Consider the following 16,121-nt stretch of genomic DNA (forward strand, 5'->3'; position numbering starts at 1 on the left):
ATGGCGGACCTCTCGCCCGTCGGTACCACCCGGTTCACCCGGACACCGCTGCCGCACGACCTCTACCCCCGCCACCTCCTGCGCGCCCCGGCCATCAGCCGCTGGAACGCCGGCGTCGGCATGCGCGTCGTCCTGACGTCGGCCTCGCTGCTCGTGCTGCTCATCGGCGCAAACCTCGCCACCCCGCTGTACCCGATGCTCCAGCAGCGTCTCGCGCTGACGCCCGTGGACACGACGGTCCTGTTCACGTCGTACGTCTTCGCCCTGGTCCCGACGATGATCGCCGTCGGCCACTGGTCGGACCGGCTCGGCCGCCGCGCGCTGATGCTCCCGGCGGTGGCGCTGGCGATCCTCGGGGACGCGGTCTTCGCCAACGCCGATTCGCTCCTGACGCTGGTCCTCGGCCGGGCCGTGCACGGGGTCTCCGTCGGCCTGGTCACCGGGGCGGCCGGGGCGGCGCTGGCCGAGATGATGCCCGGCCGGCCCGCGCTGGCCGCGCGCCTCACACTGGCGTCGACGTCCTTCGGTGTGGCCGCGGGCCCGGTCATCGGCGGGCTCCTGTCGCAGGGCAGCCGCCCGGTGGCGATGCCGTTCGCCGTGCACGCCGTGGTCCTGCTGGTCCTGTGCCTGCCGCTGGCCCTCGTGCACCCGCGCCGCTCGGCGGCCGAGCCGGGACCGTTCCGGGAGCTGTTGAAGCCGCGCCGGATGTCCATCCCGGCGCGGGGCCGCCGTGAGTTCGTGCTGGCGTCCAGCGCCGGGTTCCTGTCGTACGCCGTCTTCGGCATCTACCTCTCGCTGGCGCCCTCGTACAGCGCCTCGCTCCTGCACAGCGACTCACGGATCGTCGGCGGCGTCGTCGCGGCACTGCTGCTCGGTTCGTCCGCCGCCGCGCAACTCCTCTCCCCGCCCACCGGGCGGCGTTCGGTGATCGCGCTCGGGATGGCCGGACTGGCGGTGGGCCTGGGAATGGTGGTGCTGGCCGGGAGTCTGGGTTCCGCGCCGCTGTTGATCGTCGGCAGTCTGCTCGGCGGCGCCAGCCAGGGCGTGGCGTTCCGGGTGTGGTTCACGTCGGCGGCGTCGCTGATGGACCCGGAGCACCGGGCGAGCCAGCTGAGCGCGTTCTACGTGATCGCCTACCTGGGTTCGACGGTCCCGATCCTGGGTGTGGGCCGGCTGGCGCAGCACACGGGCGTGCAGACGGCGGTTTCCGTGTTCGCCGCGGTGGCGGCGGCCGGCTGCGTGACGCTGGGTGTGCTGGCGCTGCGTCCCGTACGGAAATAACCGCCCTCCGGAGTTCTCCGGAGTTCTCCGGTGTGCGGCGGCGTTCGGCAGCGTTCGGCGGGCCGGCCGGGGCGACGATCCGCGCCGGACGATATTTTCGACACCGTGTCGGAAATAAGCCACATGGTGTCCATTGTTAAGTGGGACAACAGGCTGCGACAGAACTTCCCGTCATCCTGTGCCACTACCCGCGAGGAGCACCATCATGAAGGCGATCAGCTACCGGTCCTACGGCGGCCCCGAAGTCCTGGAGTTCGGCGAGCTGCCGGACCCGAAGACCGGCGTCGACAGCGTGCTGGTCCGGGTCAGGGCCGCGTCGGTCAACCCGGTCGACTGGCTGGTGCAGCTCGGTTACCTGGACGCGTCGCTCGACATCGTCTTCCCGGCGGTCCCGGGCTGGGATGTGGCCGGCGTGGTCGAGCAGGTCGGCGTGGGCGTCACCGAATACGCGGTCGGTGACGAGGTCTACGGATACGTCCGCAAGGACTCCGTGCACGGCGGGACTTACGCGGAACTGGTCTCCGCGCCGGTGCGGACGATCGCCCGCAAGCCGGAGAACCTCTCCTGGGCCGAGGCCGCCGGCCTCCCCCTGGCGGGCCTGACCGCCTACCAGACCCTGGTCCACGTCATGGATGTCGGCGCGGGCGACACCGTGCTGGTGCACGGCGCGGCCGGTGGTGTCGGCTCGTTCGCCGTACAGATCGCGCACGCGCTCGGCGCCCGGGTGATCGGCACCGCGAGTGAGCGAAACCACGACTACCTGCGCGGTCTGGGCGCCGAGCCGGTCGAGTACGGGGACGGGCTCGCCGAGCGGGTCCGGGCCCTTGCCCCGGCAGGTGCGGACGCTGTCTTCGACACGGTCGGCGGCGAGACCCTCCAGCTCTCCCCCGCGCTGCTCGCCCCCGGCGGCCGGCTCGCCTCGATCGTGGACCCGGCCGTCGTCGCGCTCGGTGGCCGGTACGTCTTCGTCCGTCCCGACACGGCCGACCTGGACGCGCTGACCGCGCTGGCCGAGGCCGGGAAGCTCACCGTCGAGATCGCGGCGACGTTCCCGCTGGAGAAGGCCGCCGAGGCCCAGGCGCTGAGCGCCGCGCGGCACACCCGCGGGAAGATCGCACTGGAGATCTGAGGACCCGCCATCTGCTGTGCTCCGCAGGGGTTGTGCCCGTCCGCCGGGCACAGCCCCTGCTGCGTTCCGTACGCAAAAGTCGTTTTTATGGGACCCCCGCCCTCCAGAAGTCACCGACACGCCTCCTCCCGGCAAGCGTCAGGTCCCCCGGACCGGCTAGAACAGCTTCTGTGCGGACAACCGACCCGCATGAAGACCGCTCTGTCCCTGAAGCGCTGAGGCTCTGAAGCACTGAGGCTCTGAGTCTCTGAAGCACTGAGGCTCTGAAGCACTGAGGCTCTGAGTCTCTAAAGCGCCGTGTCCTGATCGACACCTGCCGTCCGGAAGGACCCGTACCCATGGGCATATCCCGCCCGAACCGCCGCGCCGCAGCCGTCGCCGCCACCGCCGCGGTCGCCGCAGCCCTGCTCATCGCACCCGGCCAGGCCCACGCCGCCGACAGCGTGCGCATCCACGACGTCCAGGGCACCACCCGCGTCTCGCCACTGGCCGGCAAGACCGTCGCGGACCTGCCCGGTGTCGTCACGGGAGTCCGCACGTACGGCAGTTCGAAGGGTTTCTGGTTCCAGGACCCGGACCCGGACCGTGACGCCGCCACCAGCGAGGGCCTGTTCGTCTTCACCGGCTCGGCGCCGAAGGTGCAGGCCGGGGACGCGGTCCTGGTCAGCGGACAGGTCACCGAGTACTACCCGGGCGGGACCGCCGCGGGCTCGCAGTCGCTCACGCAGTTGAGCAAGCCGGTCGTCACCGTCGTCTCCAGCGGCAATCCGGTGCCCGCCCCCGTGACGCTGAACATGTGGACCGTGCCGTCGAACTACGCGCCCGAGGGCGACCCCGCGGACGGCCGCAGCATCGAGAAGCTGACCCTCAAGCCGCAGCGTTACGCGCTCGACCGGTACGAGTCCCTCGAAGGCATGAACGTCCGGGTGGACGACGCTGAGGTGTCGGGCCCGAGCAACGACCACGCCGAGCTGTGGGTGACCGTCAAGCCGTGGCAGAACCCGACGCGGCGCGGCGGCACGCTCTACGGCTCGTACGAGGCCCGCAACGCGGGACGCCTCAAGGTCCAGTCGCTGGTTCCGCTGGCCCAGCGGCCGTTCCCCAGGGCCGATGTCGGCGATGTGCTGACGGGCGCGACCAACGGCCCGCTCGACTACAACCAGTACGGCGGCTACACGATCACCGCCACCACGCTGGGCACGCTGAAGGACAACAACCTCCAGCGTGAGGTGACGGAGCCGCAGAAGTCCGGTGAGCTGGCGATCGCCACGTACAACGTCGAGAACCTCGACCCGACCGACCCGCAGGCCAAGTTCGACCAGCTCGCCGCGGCGGTGGTCGAGAACCTGTCCTCCCCCGACATCCTCGCTCTCGAAGAGATCCAGGACGACAACGGCAAGACCGACGACGGTACGGTTTCGGCCGAGGTGACGCTCCGCAAGTTCACCGACGCGATCGCCGCGGCGGGCGGTCCGCGCTACGAATGGCGTTCGATCGCTCCCCAGGACAAAAAAGACGGCGGCGAGCCGGGCGGGAACATCCGTACGGCGTTCCTCTTCAACCCGGCCCGGGTGTCGTTCACCGACCGCCCCGGCGGCGACGCTGTCACGCCCGTCGGCGTGACCGGCGGCAGGAAGCCGCAGCTGACCGTCTCCCCCGGCCGGATCGACCCGGCGAACGACGCGTGGACGAACAGCCGCAAGCCGCTCGCCGGCGAGTTCGTGTTCCACGGCCGTACGGTCTTCGTGGTCGCGAACCACTTCAACTCCAAGGGCGGCGACATGCCCCTGGACAGCCGCCTTCAGCAGCCGGTGCGGTCTTCTGAAGTACAGCGTCTGAAGCAGACCACGTCGGTGAACGCCTTCATGAAGAGCCTGCTCGCCGCGGACCCGAAGGCGTCGGCCGTCGTGCTCGGCGACCTGAACGACTTCACGTTCTCCCCGGCCGCCGCCGCGCTGACCGACGGCGGAGTGCTGCGGGACCTCGCGGACACCCTGCCGTCGTACGAGCGTTACTCGTACGTCTTCAACGGCAACTCGCAGCTGATCGACCACATTCTGACGAGCCCGGGGATCAAGCGGGCGGAGTACGACATCGTGCACATCAACGCGGAGTTCGCGGAGCAGGCGAGCGACCACGACCCGCAGATCGTGCGGCTGAAGCCGTAGCGGACCCGGACCCGGCACTTGATCCAGTGACCGATGATCGCGTCTTGCCGTGATCATCCGTCACTGGATCACGGTGCGCCGGACCACCGGGCGGCACTCCCCGCATACGGCAGACGCCCTCCGCACAAGCGGAGGGCGTCTGCCGTACTCAAAGGTCGCTCAGAGGTTGAACCCCAACGCCCGCAGCTGGTCGCGGCCGTCGTCGGTGATCTTGTCCGGGCCCCACGGCGGCATCCACACCCAGTTGATGCGCATGTCGTTGACGATGCCCTCGGTGGCCGTACGGGCCTGCTCCTCGATGACGTCGGTCAGCGGGCAGGCCGCGGACGTGAGCGTCATGTCGATCGTGGCGATGTTCGCGTCGTCCACGGTCACGCCGTAGATGAGACCGAGGTCGACGACATTGATGCCGAGCTCGGGGTCGACCACGTCGTACAGGGCCTCGCGGACGTCGTCCGCGGTCGTCGTCGTCTCGCTCATGACTTTTCCTCCATCGCCTGGGCGGTCGCGTCCTTGACGGCCATCCAGGAGAGCAAAGCGCACTTCACGCGCGCGGGGAACTTGGAGACTCCGGCGAAGGCGATCCCGTCCTCCAGGACGTCCTCGTCGCCTTCCATCTGCCCCTTGGACTGCATCAGCTCCAGGAAGGCGTCGCCGACCTCCCGGGCCTGGCCGACCGTACGGCCGATGACCAGGTCGGTCATGACCGAGGCGGACGCCTGGCTGATCGAGCAGCCCTGGCCGTCGTACGACACGTCGGTGATCTTCGCGTCGTCCCCGGTGCCGTCGAGCACCACCCGCAGGGTGATCTCGTCGCCACAGGTCGGGTTGACGTGGTGCACTTCGACGTCGCCGTCCCGCAGACCCTTGTTGTGGGGCTTGCGGTAGTGGTCCAGGATGATCTCCTGGTACATCGATTCCATCTTCATGAGCGCCCGTCCCCCCGTGTCAGCCGAAGAACCGGCGTACGTGTTCCAGCCCGTTGACCAGCGCGTCGACCTCGCCCGGGGTGGAGTACAGGTAGAACGACGCGCGCGTCGTCGCCGGTACGCCGTAGCGCAGGCAGGCCGGGCGGGCGCAGTGGTGGCCCACCCGGACGGCGATGCCCTGGTCGTCGAGCACCTGGCCCACATCGTGCGGGTGGATGCCGGCGAACGTGAACGAGATCGCCGCGCCGCGGTCCACGGCCGTGTCCGGGCCGATGATCCGCAGGCCCGGAACGGAGTTGAACGCGTCGATCGCGTACGACGTGAGCGCGTGCTCGTGCGCCGCGATCTTGTCCATGCCGATGCTGTTCAGGTAGTCGACGGCCGCGCCGAGACCGACCGCCTGGGCGATCGGCGGCGTGCCGGCTTCGAACTTGTACGGCGCCGGCGCGTACGTCGACGACTCCATCGTGACTGTCTCGATCATCTCGCCGCCGCCGAGGAACGGCGGGAGCTCTTCGAGCAGCCCGCGGCGTCCCCACAGCACACCGATACCCGTGGGGCCGCACATCTTGTGGCCGGTGAAGGCCACGAAGTCGGCACCCAGGGTCCGTACGTCCAGCGGGACGTGCGGGGCCGCCTGGGAAGCGTCGACCACGACGATCGCGCCCACGTCGTGCGCCCGGCGGATGATCGGTTCGAGGTCGTTGACCGTACCGAGGATGTTCGAAGTGTGGACCACCGAGACGATCTTCGTACGGTCGGTGATGACCTGCTCGATGTCCGACAGGTCGAGACGGCCGCCGTCGGTCAGGCCGAACCACTTCAGGGTCGCGCCGGTGCGCTGGCACATCAGCTGCCACGGCACGATGTTGGAGTGGTGCTCCATCTCCGTGATGACCACTTCGGAGCCCGGACCGACCTTGTACGGCTCGTCCGCCCAGGTCACCATGTTGGCGACGAGGTTCAGCGCCTCGGAGGCGTTCTTCGTGAAGATGACCTCGTCGCGGTCGCCGCCGATGAACGCGGCCACCTTGTCGCGCGCGCCTTCGTACAACCCGGTGGCCTCTTCGGCCAGCACGTGGATGCCCCGGTGCACGTTGGCGTTGTGGAGTTCGTAGTACTCCGTCAACGCGTCCAGCACCTGCCGCGGCTTCTGCGACGTGGCCGCATTGTCCAGGTAGACCAGGGGCTTGTCGTCGTGGACGAGCCGCGACAGCACCGGGAAGTCCTTGCGGATGGCTTCTGTGTCGAGAAGCCCCGGCAGCGATTGGGTCATGCAGCTTCACCTGCCGCCGTGTACGCCTCGTAGCCCTCGTTCTCCAGCTTGTCGGCCAGCTCGGGGCCGCCGGAGTCGACGATCTTGCCGGCCGAGAAGACGTGCACGAAGTCCGGCTTGATGTAGCGCAGGATCCGCGTGTAGTGCGTGATCAGCAGCACGCCGACCTCGCCCGCGTCGCGGACCCGGTTGACACCCTCGGAGACCTGCTTGAGCGCGTCGACGTCGAGACCCGAGTCGGTCTCGTCGAGGATCGCGATCTTCGGCTTGAGGAGCTCCATCTGGAGGATCTCGTGGCGCTTCTTCTCGCCGCCGGAGAAGCCCTCGTTGACCCCGCGCTCGGAGAAGGCCGGGTCCATCTGGAGCTTCTCCATCGCGCCCTTGACCTCCTTCACCCAGGTACGCAGCTTGGGTGCCTCGCCGCGCACCGCCGTGACGGCGGTGCGCAGGAAGTTGGAGACGGACACGCCCTGGACCTCGACCGGGTACTGCATGGCGAGGAACAGGCCGGCCCGGGCCCGCTCGTCGACGGACATGCTGAGCACGTCTTCGCCGTCGAGGAGGATCTGGCCGCTGGTGACCTTGTACTTCGGGTGGCCTGCGACGGTGTAGGCCAGGGTGGACTTGCCGGAGCCGTTGGGGCCCATGATGGCGTGGGTCTCGCCCTGCTTCACGGTCAGGTCGACGCCGCGCAGGATCTCGCGGGGGCCGTCTTCGGCCTCCACGCTGACGTGCAGGTCGCGGATCTCAAGCGTTGCCATCGGTCAGGACTCCTGGTTGGACAGGTCGACAAGGATGTTGTCGCCGTCGATCTTCACGGGGTAGACAGGGACCGGCCTGGTGGCCGGGAGACCCGAGGGGCGGCCGGTGCGCAGATCGAAGCGCGAGCCGTGCAGCCAGCACTCGATCATGCAGTCTTCGACTTCACCCTCGGCGAGCGAGACGTTCGCGTGCGAGCAGACGTCGTTGATCGCGTACACCTCGCCCTCGGTGCGGACGAGCGCGACGGCGGTGCCGTCGAGCACGACGCGGTGGGGGGTGTCCTCGCTCAGCGCGGAGGCCGTCGCGGCGAGCTGGAAGGTCATACCGACCCGCCCTTCGCCACGGAGGAGACCTCCAGCAGGCCCTCGATCCGGGTCATCAGACGCTCTTCGAGCGCGTCGATGCCGATCTTCGCGATGATCTCGGCGAAGAAGCCGCGGACCACGAGGCGGCGGGCCTCGTCGGCCGGGATGCCGCGCGACTGGAGGTAGAACAGCTGCGCGTCGTCGAAGCGGCCGGTGGCGCTGGCGTGGCCCGCGCCGGCGATCTCGCCGGTCTCGATCTCCAGGTTGGGGACCGAGTCGGCGCGGGCGCCGTCGCTGAGCACGAGGTTGCGGTTCAGCTCGTACGTGTCCGTGCCTTCGGCGGCGGCGCGGATGAGCACGTCGCCGATCCACACGGTGTGCGCGTTCTCGCCCTGCAGCGCGCCCTTGTACGTGACGAAGGAGCGGCAGCGCGGGACGTCGTGGTCCACGAAGAGCCGGTGCTCCTGGTGCTGGCCGGCGTCGGCGAAGTACACGCCGTACAGCTCGGCGTCGCCGCCGGGCCCGTCGTAGACGACACGCGGGAACAGCCGTACGAGGTCGCCGCCGAGGGTGACCACGACGGACTGGTAGGCCGCGTCGCGGCCGAGCCGGGTGATCTGGTGGCCCAGGTGGACCGAACCGGCGTCCCAGTCCTGGACCGACACGACCTTCAGCTTCGCGCCGTCGCCGACGATGAACTCGACGTTCTGGCTGTAGGCGGCGCTGCCGCTGTGGTCCAGGACGACGACGGCCTCGGCGAACCGCTCCACCTCGACGAGCAGGTGGCCGTAGCCGACCGCGTCGTCGCCGTGCAGCGTGACGGTGATCGGCTCGGCGACCTGCGTGTCCTTGGGGACCGTGATGACGGTCGCCTTCTCGAACAGGCCGAACGCCTGCGCGGCGGCCCGGTCGGCGGGCTTGCCGCCCTTGCCCAGGCGCCCCGTCCTCCCGTCCCACAGCGCGTCGCGGCCGACCGTCTCGACGCGGACCCCCTCGGGGGCCTCCACCGTGACGGTCACCTCGCCGGTGGCCACCGCCGTGCTGTCGTGCAGTCCGCGCAGCCGGGCGAGCGGGGTGAACCGCCACTCCTCCTCGCGGCCCGTGGGCAGCGGGAAGTCGGCCACGTCGTACGACGCGATGGGGATCTGGCGCGCATCAGCCGACTGGGCGACCGTGCGGCCGGTGCCAGGCCCGGCGAGCTGGTCGTCGCCGGGCTGGAGCACCTGCACTGAACCTGTGGACAGCGAGCCGGGGATGCCCGCGGCGGAGCCGCTGTCAAATGCCGTGTCAGCCATGGGTTAGCCCACAGCCCCTTCCATCTGGAGCTCGATGAGACGGTTCAGCTCGAGGGCGTACTCCATGGGGAGTTCGCGCGCGATGGGCTCGACGAACCCGCGCACGATCATGGCCATGGCCTCGTCCTCGGTCATCCCGCGGCTCATAAGGTAGAACAACTGGTCAGCGGAGATCTTGGAGACGGTCGCCTCGTGGCCCATGGAGACGTCGTCCTCGCGGACGTCGACGTACGGGTACGTGTCCGAGCGCGAGATGGTGTCGACCAGCAGGGCGTCGCACTTGACCGACGAGGTGGAGCCGTGGGCGCCCTCTTCGATCTGCACGAGACCGCGGTACGACGTACGGCCGCCGCCGCGGGCCACCGACTTCGACACGATGTTCGACGAAGTGTTCGGCGCCAGGTGGACCATCTTGGAGCCGGCGTCCTGGTGCTGGCCCTCGCCCGCGAAGGCGATGGACAGCGTCTCGCCCTTGGCGTGCTCGCCGAGCAGGTAGACGGCCGGGTACTTCATGGTGACCTTGGAACCGATGTTGCCGTCGATCCACTCCATCGTCGCGCCCTCGTGGCACACGGCGCGCTTGGTCACCAGGTTGTAGACGTTGTTCGACCAGTTCTGGATGGTCGTGTAACGCACCCGGGCGTTCTTCTTGACGATGATCTCGACGACCGCGGAGTGCAGCGAGTCCGACGAGTAGATCGGCGCGGTGCAGCCCTCGACGTAGTGCACGTACGAGTCCTCGTCCGCGATGATCAGCGTCCGCTCGAACTGGCCCATGTTCTCCGTGTTGATGCGGAAGTAGGCCTGCAGCGGGATCTCGACGTGGACGCCCTTGGGCACGTAGATGAACGAGCCGCCGGACCACGTCGCGGTGTTCAGCGCGGCGAACTTGTTGTCGCCGACGGGGATCACCGAGCCGAAGTACTCCTGGAAGACCTCCGGGTGCTCGCGCACGGCCGTGTCGGTGTCCAGGAAGATGACGCCCTGCTCCTGCAGGTCCTCACGGATCTGGTGGTACACGACCTCGGACTCGTACTGCGCGGCGACACCGGCGACCAGGCGCTGCTTCTCCGCCTCCGGGATGCCGAGGCGGTCGTACGTGTTCTTGATGTCCTCGGGCAGGTCCTCCCAGGAGGTCGCCTGCTTCTCAGTCGAGCGTACGAAGTATTTGATGTTGTCGAAATCAATGCCCGACAGGTCGGAGCCCCACGTCGGCATCGGCTTCTTGCCGAACAGCCGCAGGCCCTTGAGGCGGAGCTTGAGCATCCACTCGGGCTCGTTCTTCTTCGCCGAGATGTCGCGGACGACTTCCTCGGACAGGCCGCGGCGGGCGTTCGCGCCGGCGGAGTCCGGGTCGGACCAGCCGAAGTCGTAACTGCCCAGGCCCTCGAGCTCGGGGTGAGCGGTGGTGGTCATACCTGGTTCCTCCCGGGAGCCGGGGTGGGGTTGGTGTCGACGGCGTGCGGCGCGTCCGGTTTCCGCGCAACTGCCGGTGTAACTGGTGTTCCTGGTGGTGCGGGCACTTCCTGCGCCGACTTGTAGGCCGGCACGTGTGTCGTGCAGACGCCGTCGCCGCGGGCGATGGTCGCCAGCCGCTGCACGTGCGTGCCGAGGAGGCGTGCGAACACCTCGGTCTCGGCCTCGCAGAGCTGCGGGAACCGCTCGGCGACGTGCGCCACCGGGCAGTGGTGCTGGCACAGCTGCTCTCCGCCCGGGGCCTGCCGCGCGGTGGCGGCGTATCCCTCGGCGGACAGCGCCCGGGCCAGCGCCTGCGCCTTCTCACCCTCCGGGGCGGCGTCGACGACCGAGCGGTACTTCTGCTCGGTCTCGGCGACCCTCCCGCGGGCGAAGGCCAGGACCGCGTCCTCACCCAGGGCTCCGGCCAGGAAGCCCAGGGCGTCGGCCGCGAGGCGGTCGTAATCCTGGTAGAACGTGTCGCGCCCGGTGTCCGTCAAGGCGAAGACCTTGGCGGGGCGGCCGCGGCCACGGTGACCGTACACCCGCTGTTCGTCGGCCCGGACGATCCCGTCGGCGATCAACGCGTCCAGGTGCCGCCGGACCGCCGCGGCGGTGAGGTCGAGCTTCTCGGCGAGGTCCGCCACGGTGGACGGGCCCCCTTCGAGGATCAGCCGGACCACCTTGTTGCGGGTGCCCACATGCACGTCGACCTCGACGGCCGGGGTCGTGACCCCGCCCTCCGATGCTCCGCCCATGTTTTTCACAACACTATTCTTGCCTTATTACTCCCCGAACGCCAACCAACCCCGAGTGGAGTAGATCACTTAGGGCTACCTAAGTTGGTGATGTTCTGGTAGAGGGTCCACCCGCCCGGCCCAGTCGCCGCGGCACTGTCGCCCACTGGCTGACACGGCCCCTGGTCGGTGGACGGTGCCAGCGTTCCTAGACTCGTGACCCATGAGCGCCCCGCCACCAGCAGTCGACACAGCAGTCGAAATCACCGGGTTGATGAAGCGCTACGGCGACAAGGTCGCCGTAGACGGTCTCGACCTGCGCGTGGAGCACGGAACGGTCACCGCCGTGCTCGGCCCCAACGGCGCGGGCAAGACCTCCACGGTCGAGGTCTGCGAGGGCTACCGGCAGGCCGACGCAGGCTCCGTGCGGGTCCTGGGTCTGGATCCGGTACGGAACGCCGAAGCGTTGCGGCCACGGATCGGGGTGATGCTGCAGTCCGGCGGGGTGTACCCCGGGGCGCGGGCCGACGAGATGCTGCGGCACGTCGCGAAACTCCACGCGCACCCGCTCGACGTCGGCATGCTGATCGACCGGCTCGGCCTCGAAACGTGCGGCCGGACCACCTACCGGCGGCTGTCCGGCGGGCAGCAGCAGCGGCTCGCGCTCGCCCTGGCCGTGGTCGGCCGCCCCGAGCTGGTGTTCCTGGACGAACCGACGGCCGGGCTCGACCCGCAGGCCCGCCATGCCACGTGGGACCTCGTACGGGACCTCCGTACGGACGGGGTCACGGTCGTCCTCACCACACACCTCATGGACGAAGCCGAAAAGCTCGCGGACGACGTCGCCATCGTCGACCACGGGCGGGTGATCGCCACCGGCTCACCCGAAGCCCTGTGCCGCACCGGCGCTGAGGACGCCCTGCGCTTCACCGGGCCGCCCGGACTGGACCTGGAAAGCCTGGTCATGGCCCTGCCCCCGGGCGCGAAGGCCGTGGAGACCGTACGCGGTTCGTACCGCGTCGACCCGGCCGGTGAGACCGGCGTCGATCCCCGGCTGCTCGCGACGGTCACCGGCTGGTGCGCCCAGCACGGGGTGATGCCGTCCGGGCTCGGCATCGACCGCCGCACGCTCGAAGACGTGTTCTTGGAACTCACAGGTCGGGAGCTGCGCGGATGAACACCGGTACGGATTCTCCGAAGGTCCAGCCGCCCGGCGCCAGGCAGCCGGGTGTCTTCTCCCCCAGGCCGGGCGCGGCCCCGCTGGGCCGCATGGTCGGCGCGCAGGCGCTGCTTGAGACGAAGATGCTGCTGCGCAACGGCGAGCAGCTGCTCCTGACGATCGTCATCCCGGCTCTGCTGCTCGCGCTCTTCAGCTCGGTGGACGTCATCGACCTCGGCACCGCGGTGGGGTCCGGGGACAAGCGGGTCGACTTCCTGACCCCGGGCGTCCTGGCGCTCGCGGTGCTTTCCACAGCGTTCACCGGCCAGGCCATCGCCACCGGTTTCGAGCGGCGGTACGGAGTACTCAAACGGCTCGGCGCGACTCCGCTGCCGCGCTGGGGGCTGCTGGCCGCCAAGACGGTCTGTGTGCTCGTCGTCGAGCTGCTGCAGATCGCATTGCTCACGGTCATCGCACTGCTGCTCGGCTGGTCGCCGCACGGCAACCCGCTCTACGTCGTCCTGCTGCTGCTCCTGGGCACGGCCGCGTTCTCCGGGCTCGGCCTGCTGATGGCCGGCACGCTGCGCGCGGAGGCGACCCTGGCCGCCGCGAACCTGGTGTTCATCCTGCTCCTGGTGGCCGGCGGGGTGATCGTGCCGCTGGACAAGTTCCCCGGCGGGGTCCGACAGGCCCTGGAGCTGCTGCCGGTCTCGGCGCTGTCCGGCGGCCTGCGGGACGTCCTCCAGCACGGCGGCGGCATGCCGTGGAAGGAACTCGCGGTCCTGACGGTGTGGTCGGTGCTCGGCCTCGGGGCGGCGGCGCGGTTCTTCCGCTGGGAGTAGTGGACGTCGACAGACATCCCCCTGTGCGCTTGTGAAAGTGTTCACGACGTACGATTCGGCCTATGGATTCGCAGGCCCCCGCCCCCGCCGTGTCACCGCTCGCCCGCAAGTTCTTCCTGGCGAACGTGATCGCCCAGATCGGCATCGTCATCACCGGCGGCCTCGTCCGGCTCACCGGCTCCGGTCTCGGGTGCGACACGTGGCCCAGGTGCGACAGCGGCACCGGGAAGTGGACCGCGCACGACGCGGTCAGCTACCACTCGTACATCGAGTTCGGCAACCGGATGCTGACGTACGTGCTCGGCGTGATCGCGGTGGCCTGCATCGTCGCGGTCTACCAGGACAAACTGGCCGGGTTCGTCCGGCGGCGTCCGGCGATCGGCCGGGCGCTGAAGCTGGAGACCTGGTCGCTGCGCGGGCACCGGCCCGTGCGCCCGGCGGTCCGCCGCCTCGCGGTGGCCCAGCTGCTCGCCATCTTCGGGCAGGCGGTGCTCGGCGGGATCACCGTACTGACCGATCTTCATCCGTTGTCGGTGGCCAGCCACCTGCTGCTTTCGATGTGCCTGATCGCCTCCGCGGTGGTCCTCTACCAGTGGGGCGGGGAGAGCGACGGCCCGACCGTGCCGGTGGTCCGCCGGGAGATCACCCTGTTCGCGTACGCGACCGGCGCGGTCGCCGGGCTCCTGCTGCTCATCGGCACGATCGTGACCGGCGCCGGACCGCACGCGGGTGACGAGAAGGCCCGCCGGTTCGGTCTGAACATCGACCACATGGCCTGGCTGCACGCCGACGTGGCGTTCCTGCTGCTCGGCGCGGCGATCGCGCTGGCGCTGGCGCTGCGGGTGACCGACGGCCCGCTGGACGCGCAGAAGCGGGTCTGGTGGCTGATCGGCGTGCTGGTCCCGCAGGGTCTGATCGGCTACACGCAGTACTTCAACGGCCTGCCGGAGTGGCAGGTGCTGCTGCACATGCTGGGCGCCTGCCTGGTGGCGCTGACGACGACCCGGATCATCCTGGGCCTGCGGACCCGTCCCGCCGCTGTCGGCTCTCCCGCTCCGGTGCTGGCCGAGCCGGTGGCCGCGACAAGCTACTGAGCCTCGCATCACCGCTCCACCGCATCACCGCATCGATCATGCTCGGAATGCTGTGGACCGGTCTTCGATCACTGCGTTCCGAGCATGATCGACGGACCCGTCCGGGGTGAGTCTCCGGCGATGTGCCTGCTGAATAACCCGTGGTGATGGCCGGGCGCGGCTCCGTGGGGCACTCTGGGAGTGAACGCAGCCGCGGAAGAGTGAACCCTCTGGTTTCCGGACCGCCGTGACCTGTCCCCTGACTACTCTCCCCAGGAGTCGGCCCGATGAGGAGGTTCGCCGTGACCGCAGTCATGAACGAAGTGACGATCACCGATGTCGCCGATCAGCTGTCCCGCACATACCCGGGGCAGAAGGTGGAGATCATCAAGGGGAGGATCACTGTGGCACCACCCGCTGACGGGCCGCATGCCGAAACGCTGACCGATGTGACCGTGCTCCTGACCGGAGCCGGAGCCCGCAAAGCCGGCCTCAAAGCACTCCAGAACATCGGTCTGTGGCTGGAGAGCGGTCCCGACGACTTCGCGATCCCCGACCTGTCCGTCGTCGAAGCGGGCTACAAAACAGCTTACGTACGCCTCAACTGCTACGCCCCTGAGGTGTTCCGCCTCGTTCTGGAGGTCACGTCCTCCGACTGGGCCGGCGATGTGCATACCAAGGCCGAGGTCTACGCACAGTCCGGTGTCCCGGTCTACGTCGTCGTGGACCGGAAGCACGACCGGGTGCTCGTCCTGACCGACCCGCACAAGTCCGGTTACCGGACCCGCTCGGACTACCCGCGCGGGGAGGAGTTCCCACTCCCCGCGTCAGTCGGGGTCGACCTGAAACTGTCCGTGGACCGGCTGCTCGACGGCGACGACTAGAAACGACCCCGGGTCTTCAGTGGGCTCCTACCTGGATGCCCGCCATGCGGGACCACTCGTAGCGGCCGGTGTTCACCCGTGCCGCGACGTCATTGGGGAACTCCTCGTGGAGCGTCGCGCCGGCGGTCTCCACGGCCTTGACGGCGACGGCGTACTCCTTGGCTACCTGGTCGCCCCACGCGCCGTCGGCGCCGACGAGGACGATGCGGGTGGCGCCGCGGCCGACGTACTCGACCACCGCGTCCGCCTCTCCGCCGTGCGCGGCGGCGAACTTGCGGATGTTCCTGGCGAGCTTCTTCACCTGGCGGTCCGAAGCCGGCTCTGCGGCGGGGGCTGGCTGCGTCTCCGTGGTGGTCATGGGTGCGATGTTACCGACGTGTCATCAGATTCGCCTGGTGGGGTTGGTCACGCCAAATCCGCAACCTGCCGGAACGTCGGCCCGGGACCTGTCCGAGGCCCAATACCATTAACTTAGGTTCGTGGTAAAAGCTGCTGGTCTGCGTATGTGGATCGTGGTCGGTGGTGTGAGGTGCCTCGAACTTTCCGGACGGCGGTTTCAAGCGGTGAGTGCATCAAGTTGCCGCTAGGAATTCATCCAACTTCTCAGCCGGAGTTCGCCATCCGAGGATTTCCCCGGCTCACCTGACTCATCCTCCGGTCCAGCGCAAAGTGATCATGGTCTCACGATGCACTCACCGTTTGAAACCGCCCTCGCCACGCAGAAATCCCCTGAGGGTTATTCAGAAGTCTGCTGAAGGAAGTACAGACCGATGACCGCCCGGAACGTTTCGTGGAAGGTCTCCAGCGGGCGGCGGTAGTCGGTGTG

The 16,121-nt window shown here is 69.0% G+C and carries 16 protein-coding genes; 7 read left to right on the top strand and 9 right to left on the bottom strand.

Annotated elements, in window-relative coordinates; all coding sequences use genetic code 11:
* The 3 genes from AC0Z36_RS25215 (at position 1) to AC0Z36_RS25225 (ending at position 4,578) form a co-directional block, all read left to right on the top strand.
* Complete coding sequence (locus tag AC0Z36_RS25215; RefSeq protein WP_485465338.1) at positions 1–1,281, top strand: MFS transporter; 1,281 nt, start codon at positions 1–3, stop codon at positions 1,279–1,281.
* A gap of 205 nt (positions 1,282–1,486) precedes the next feature.
* On the top strand, positions 1,487–2,410 hold the full coding sequence (locus tag AC0Z36_RS25220; RefSeq protein ID WP_485465339.1) for an NADP-dependent oxidoreductase: 924 nt from the start codon (positions 1,487–1,489) through the stop codon (positions 2,408–2,410).
* Between the two features lie 338 nt (positions 2,411–2,748).
* Positions 2,749–4,578: an endonuclease/exonuclease/phosphatase family protein gene (locus AC0Z36_RS25225; RefSeq protein WP_485465340.1), complete on the top strand. Its 1,830-nt coding sequence runs from the start codon at positions 2,749–2,751 to the stop codon at positions 4,576–4,578.
* Positions 4,579–4,737: 159 nt separating this feature from the next.
* On the opposite strand, the gene AC0Z36_RS25230 is transcribed toward AC0Z36_RS25225, so the two are convergent.
* From AC0Z36_RS25230 to AC0Z36_RS25265, 8 genes are read right to left on the bottom strand one after another with little or no spacing between them, the layout of a single operon-like run.
* Entirely contained in the window at positions 4,738–5,058 is a 321-nt protein-coding gene (locus AC0Z36_RS25230) for a metal-sulfur cluster assembly factor (protein WP_485465341.1), read from the bottom strand.
* Positions 5,055–5,507, bottom strand: a complete 453-nt coding sequence (sufU, locus tag AC0Z36_RS25235; protein ID WP_485465342.1) for a Fe-S cluster assembly sulfur transfer protein SufU — start codon at positions 5,505–5,507, stop codon at positions 5,055–5,057. The genes AC0Z36_RS25230 and sufU overlap by 4 nt, the downstream gene beginning before the upstream one ends.
* 19 nt (positions 5,508–5,526) lie before the next feature.
* Complete coding sequence (locus tag AC0Z36_RS25240) at positions 5,527–6,783, bottom strand: cysteine desulfurase (protein ID WP_485465343.1); 1,257 nt, start codon at positions 6,781–6,783, stop codon at positions 5,527–5,529.
* Positions 6,780–7,544 (bottom strand): Fe-S cluster assembly ATPase SufC, encoded by a 765-nt coding sequence (sufC, locus tag AC0Z36_RS25245; RefSeq protein WP_485465344.1) that lies wholly within the window; start codon positions 7,542–7,544, stop codon positions 6,780–6,782. Before sufC ends, AC0Z36_RS25240 begins: the two co-directional genes overlap by 4 nt.
* Positions 7,545–7,547: 3 nt before the next feature.
* Complete coding sequence (locus AC0Z36_RS25250; protein WP_485465345.1) at positions 7,548–7,868, bottom strand: non-heme iron oxygenase ferredoxin subunit; 321 nt, start codon at positions 7,866–7,868, stop codon at positions 7,548–7,550.
* Positions 7,865–9,145 (bottom strand): Fe-S cluster assembly protein SufD, encoded by a 1,281-nt coding sequence (gene sufD, locus AC0Z36_RS25255; protein ID WP_485465346.1) that lies wholly within the window; start codon positions 9,143–9,145, stop codon positions 7,865–7,867. Before sufD ends, AC0Z36_RS25250 begins: the two co-directional genes overlap by 4 nt.
* A gap of 3 nt (positions 9,146–9,148) precedes the next feature.
* Complete coding sequence (gene sufB, locus AC0Z36_RS25260) at positions 9,149–10,561, bottom strand: Fe-S cluster assembly protein SufB (protein WP_485465347.1); 1,413 nt, start codon at positions 10,559–10,561, stop codon at positions 9,149–9,151.
* Positions 10,558–11,367, bottom strand: a complete 810-nt coding sequence (locus tag AC0Z36_RS25265) for a helix-turn-helix transcriptional regulator (RefSeq protein ID WP_485465348.1) — start codon at positions 11,365–11,367, stop codon at positions 10,558–10,560. Before AC0Z36_RS25265 ends, sufB begins: the two co-directional genes overlap by 4 nt.
* Positions 11,368–11,560: 193 nt before the next feature.
* Here AC0Z36_RS25265 and AC0Z36_RS25270 point away from each other — a divergent pair, with 193 nt between their 5' ends.
* The 4 genes from AC0Z36_RS25270 (at position 11,561) to AC0Z36_RS25285 (ending at position 15,295) form a co-directional block, all read left to right on the top strand.
* Entirely contained in the window at positions 11,561–12,514 is a 954-nt protein-coding gene (locus tag AC0Z36_RS25270; RefSeq protein WP_485465349.1) for an ABC transporter ATP-binding protein, read from the top strand.
* The gene (locus tag AC0Z36_RS25275; RefSeq protein WP_485465350.1) at positions 12,511–13,338 is read left to right on the top strand and encodes an ABC transporter permease; all 828 of its coding nucleotides are present in this window, start codon (positions 12,511–12,513) and stop codon (positions 13,336–13,338) included. The genes AC0Z36_RS25270 and AC0Z36_RS25275 overlap by 4 nt, the downstream gene beginning before the upstream one ends.
* Before the next feature lie 62 nt (positions 13,339–13,400).
* Positions 13,401–14,432, top strand: a complete 1,032-nt coding sequence (locus tag AC0Z36_RS25280) for a COX15/CtaA family protein (protein ID WP_485465351.1) — start codon at positions 13,401–13,403, stop codon at positions 14,430–14,432.
* 281 nt (positions 14,433–14,713) lie between these two features.
* Positions 14,714–15,295, top strand: a complete 582-nt coding sequence (locus AC0Z36_RS25285; RefSeq protein ID WP_485465352.1) for a Uma2 family endonuclease — start codon at positions 14,714–14,716, stop codon at positions 15,293–15,295.
* Between the two features lie 16 nt (positions 15,296–15,311).
* On the opposite strand, the gene AC0Z36_RS25290 is transcribed toward AC0Z36_RS25285, so the two are convergent.
* Positions 15,312–15,653 (bottom strand): hypothetical protein, encoded by a 342-nt coding sequence (locus AC0Z36_RS25290; protein WP_485465353.1) that lies wholly within the window; start codon positions 15,651–15,653, stop codon positions 15,312–15,314.
* Positions 15,654–16,121 lie beyond the last annotated feature (468 nt).

The organism is Kitasatospora sp. UYEF31 (assembly GCF_057291755.1).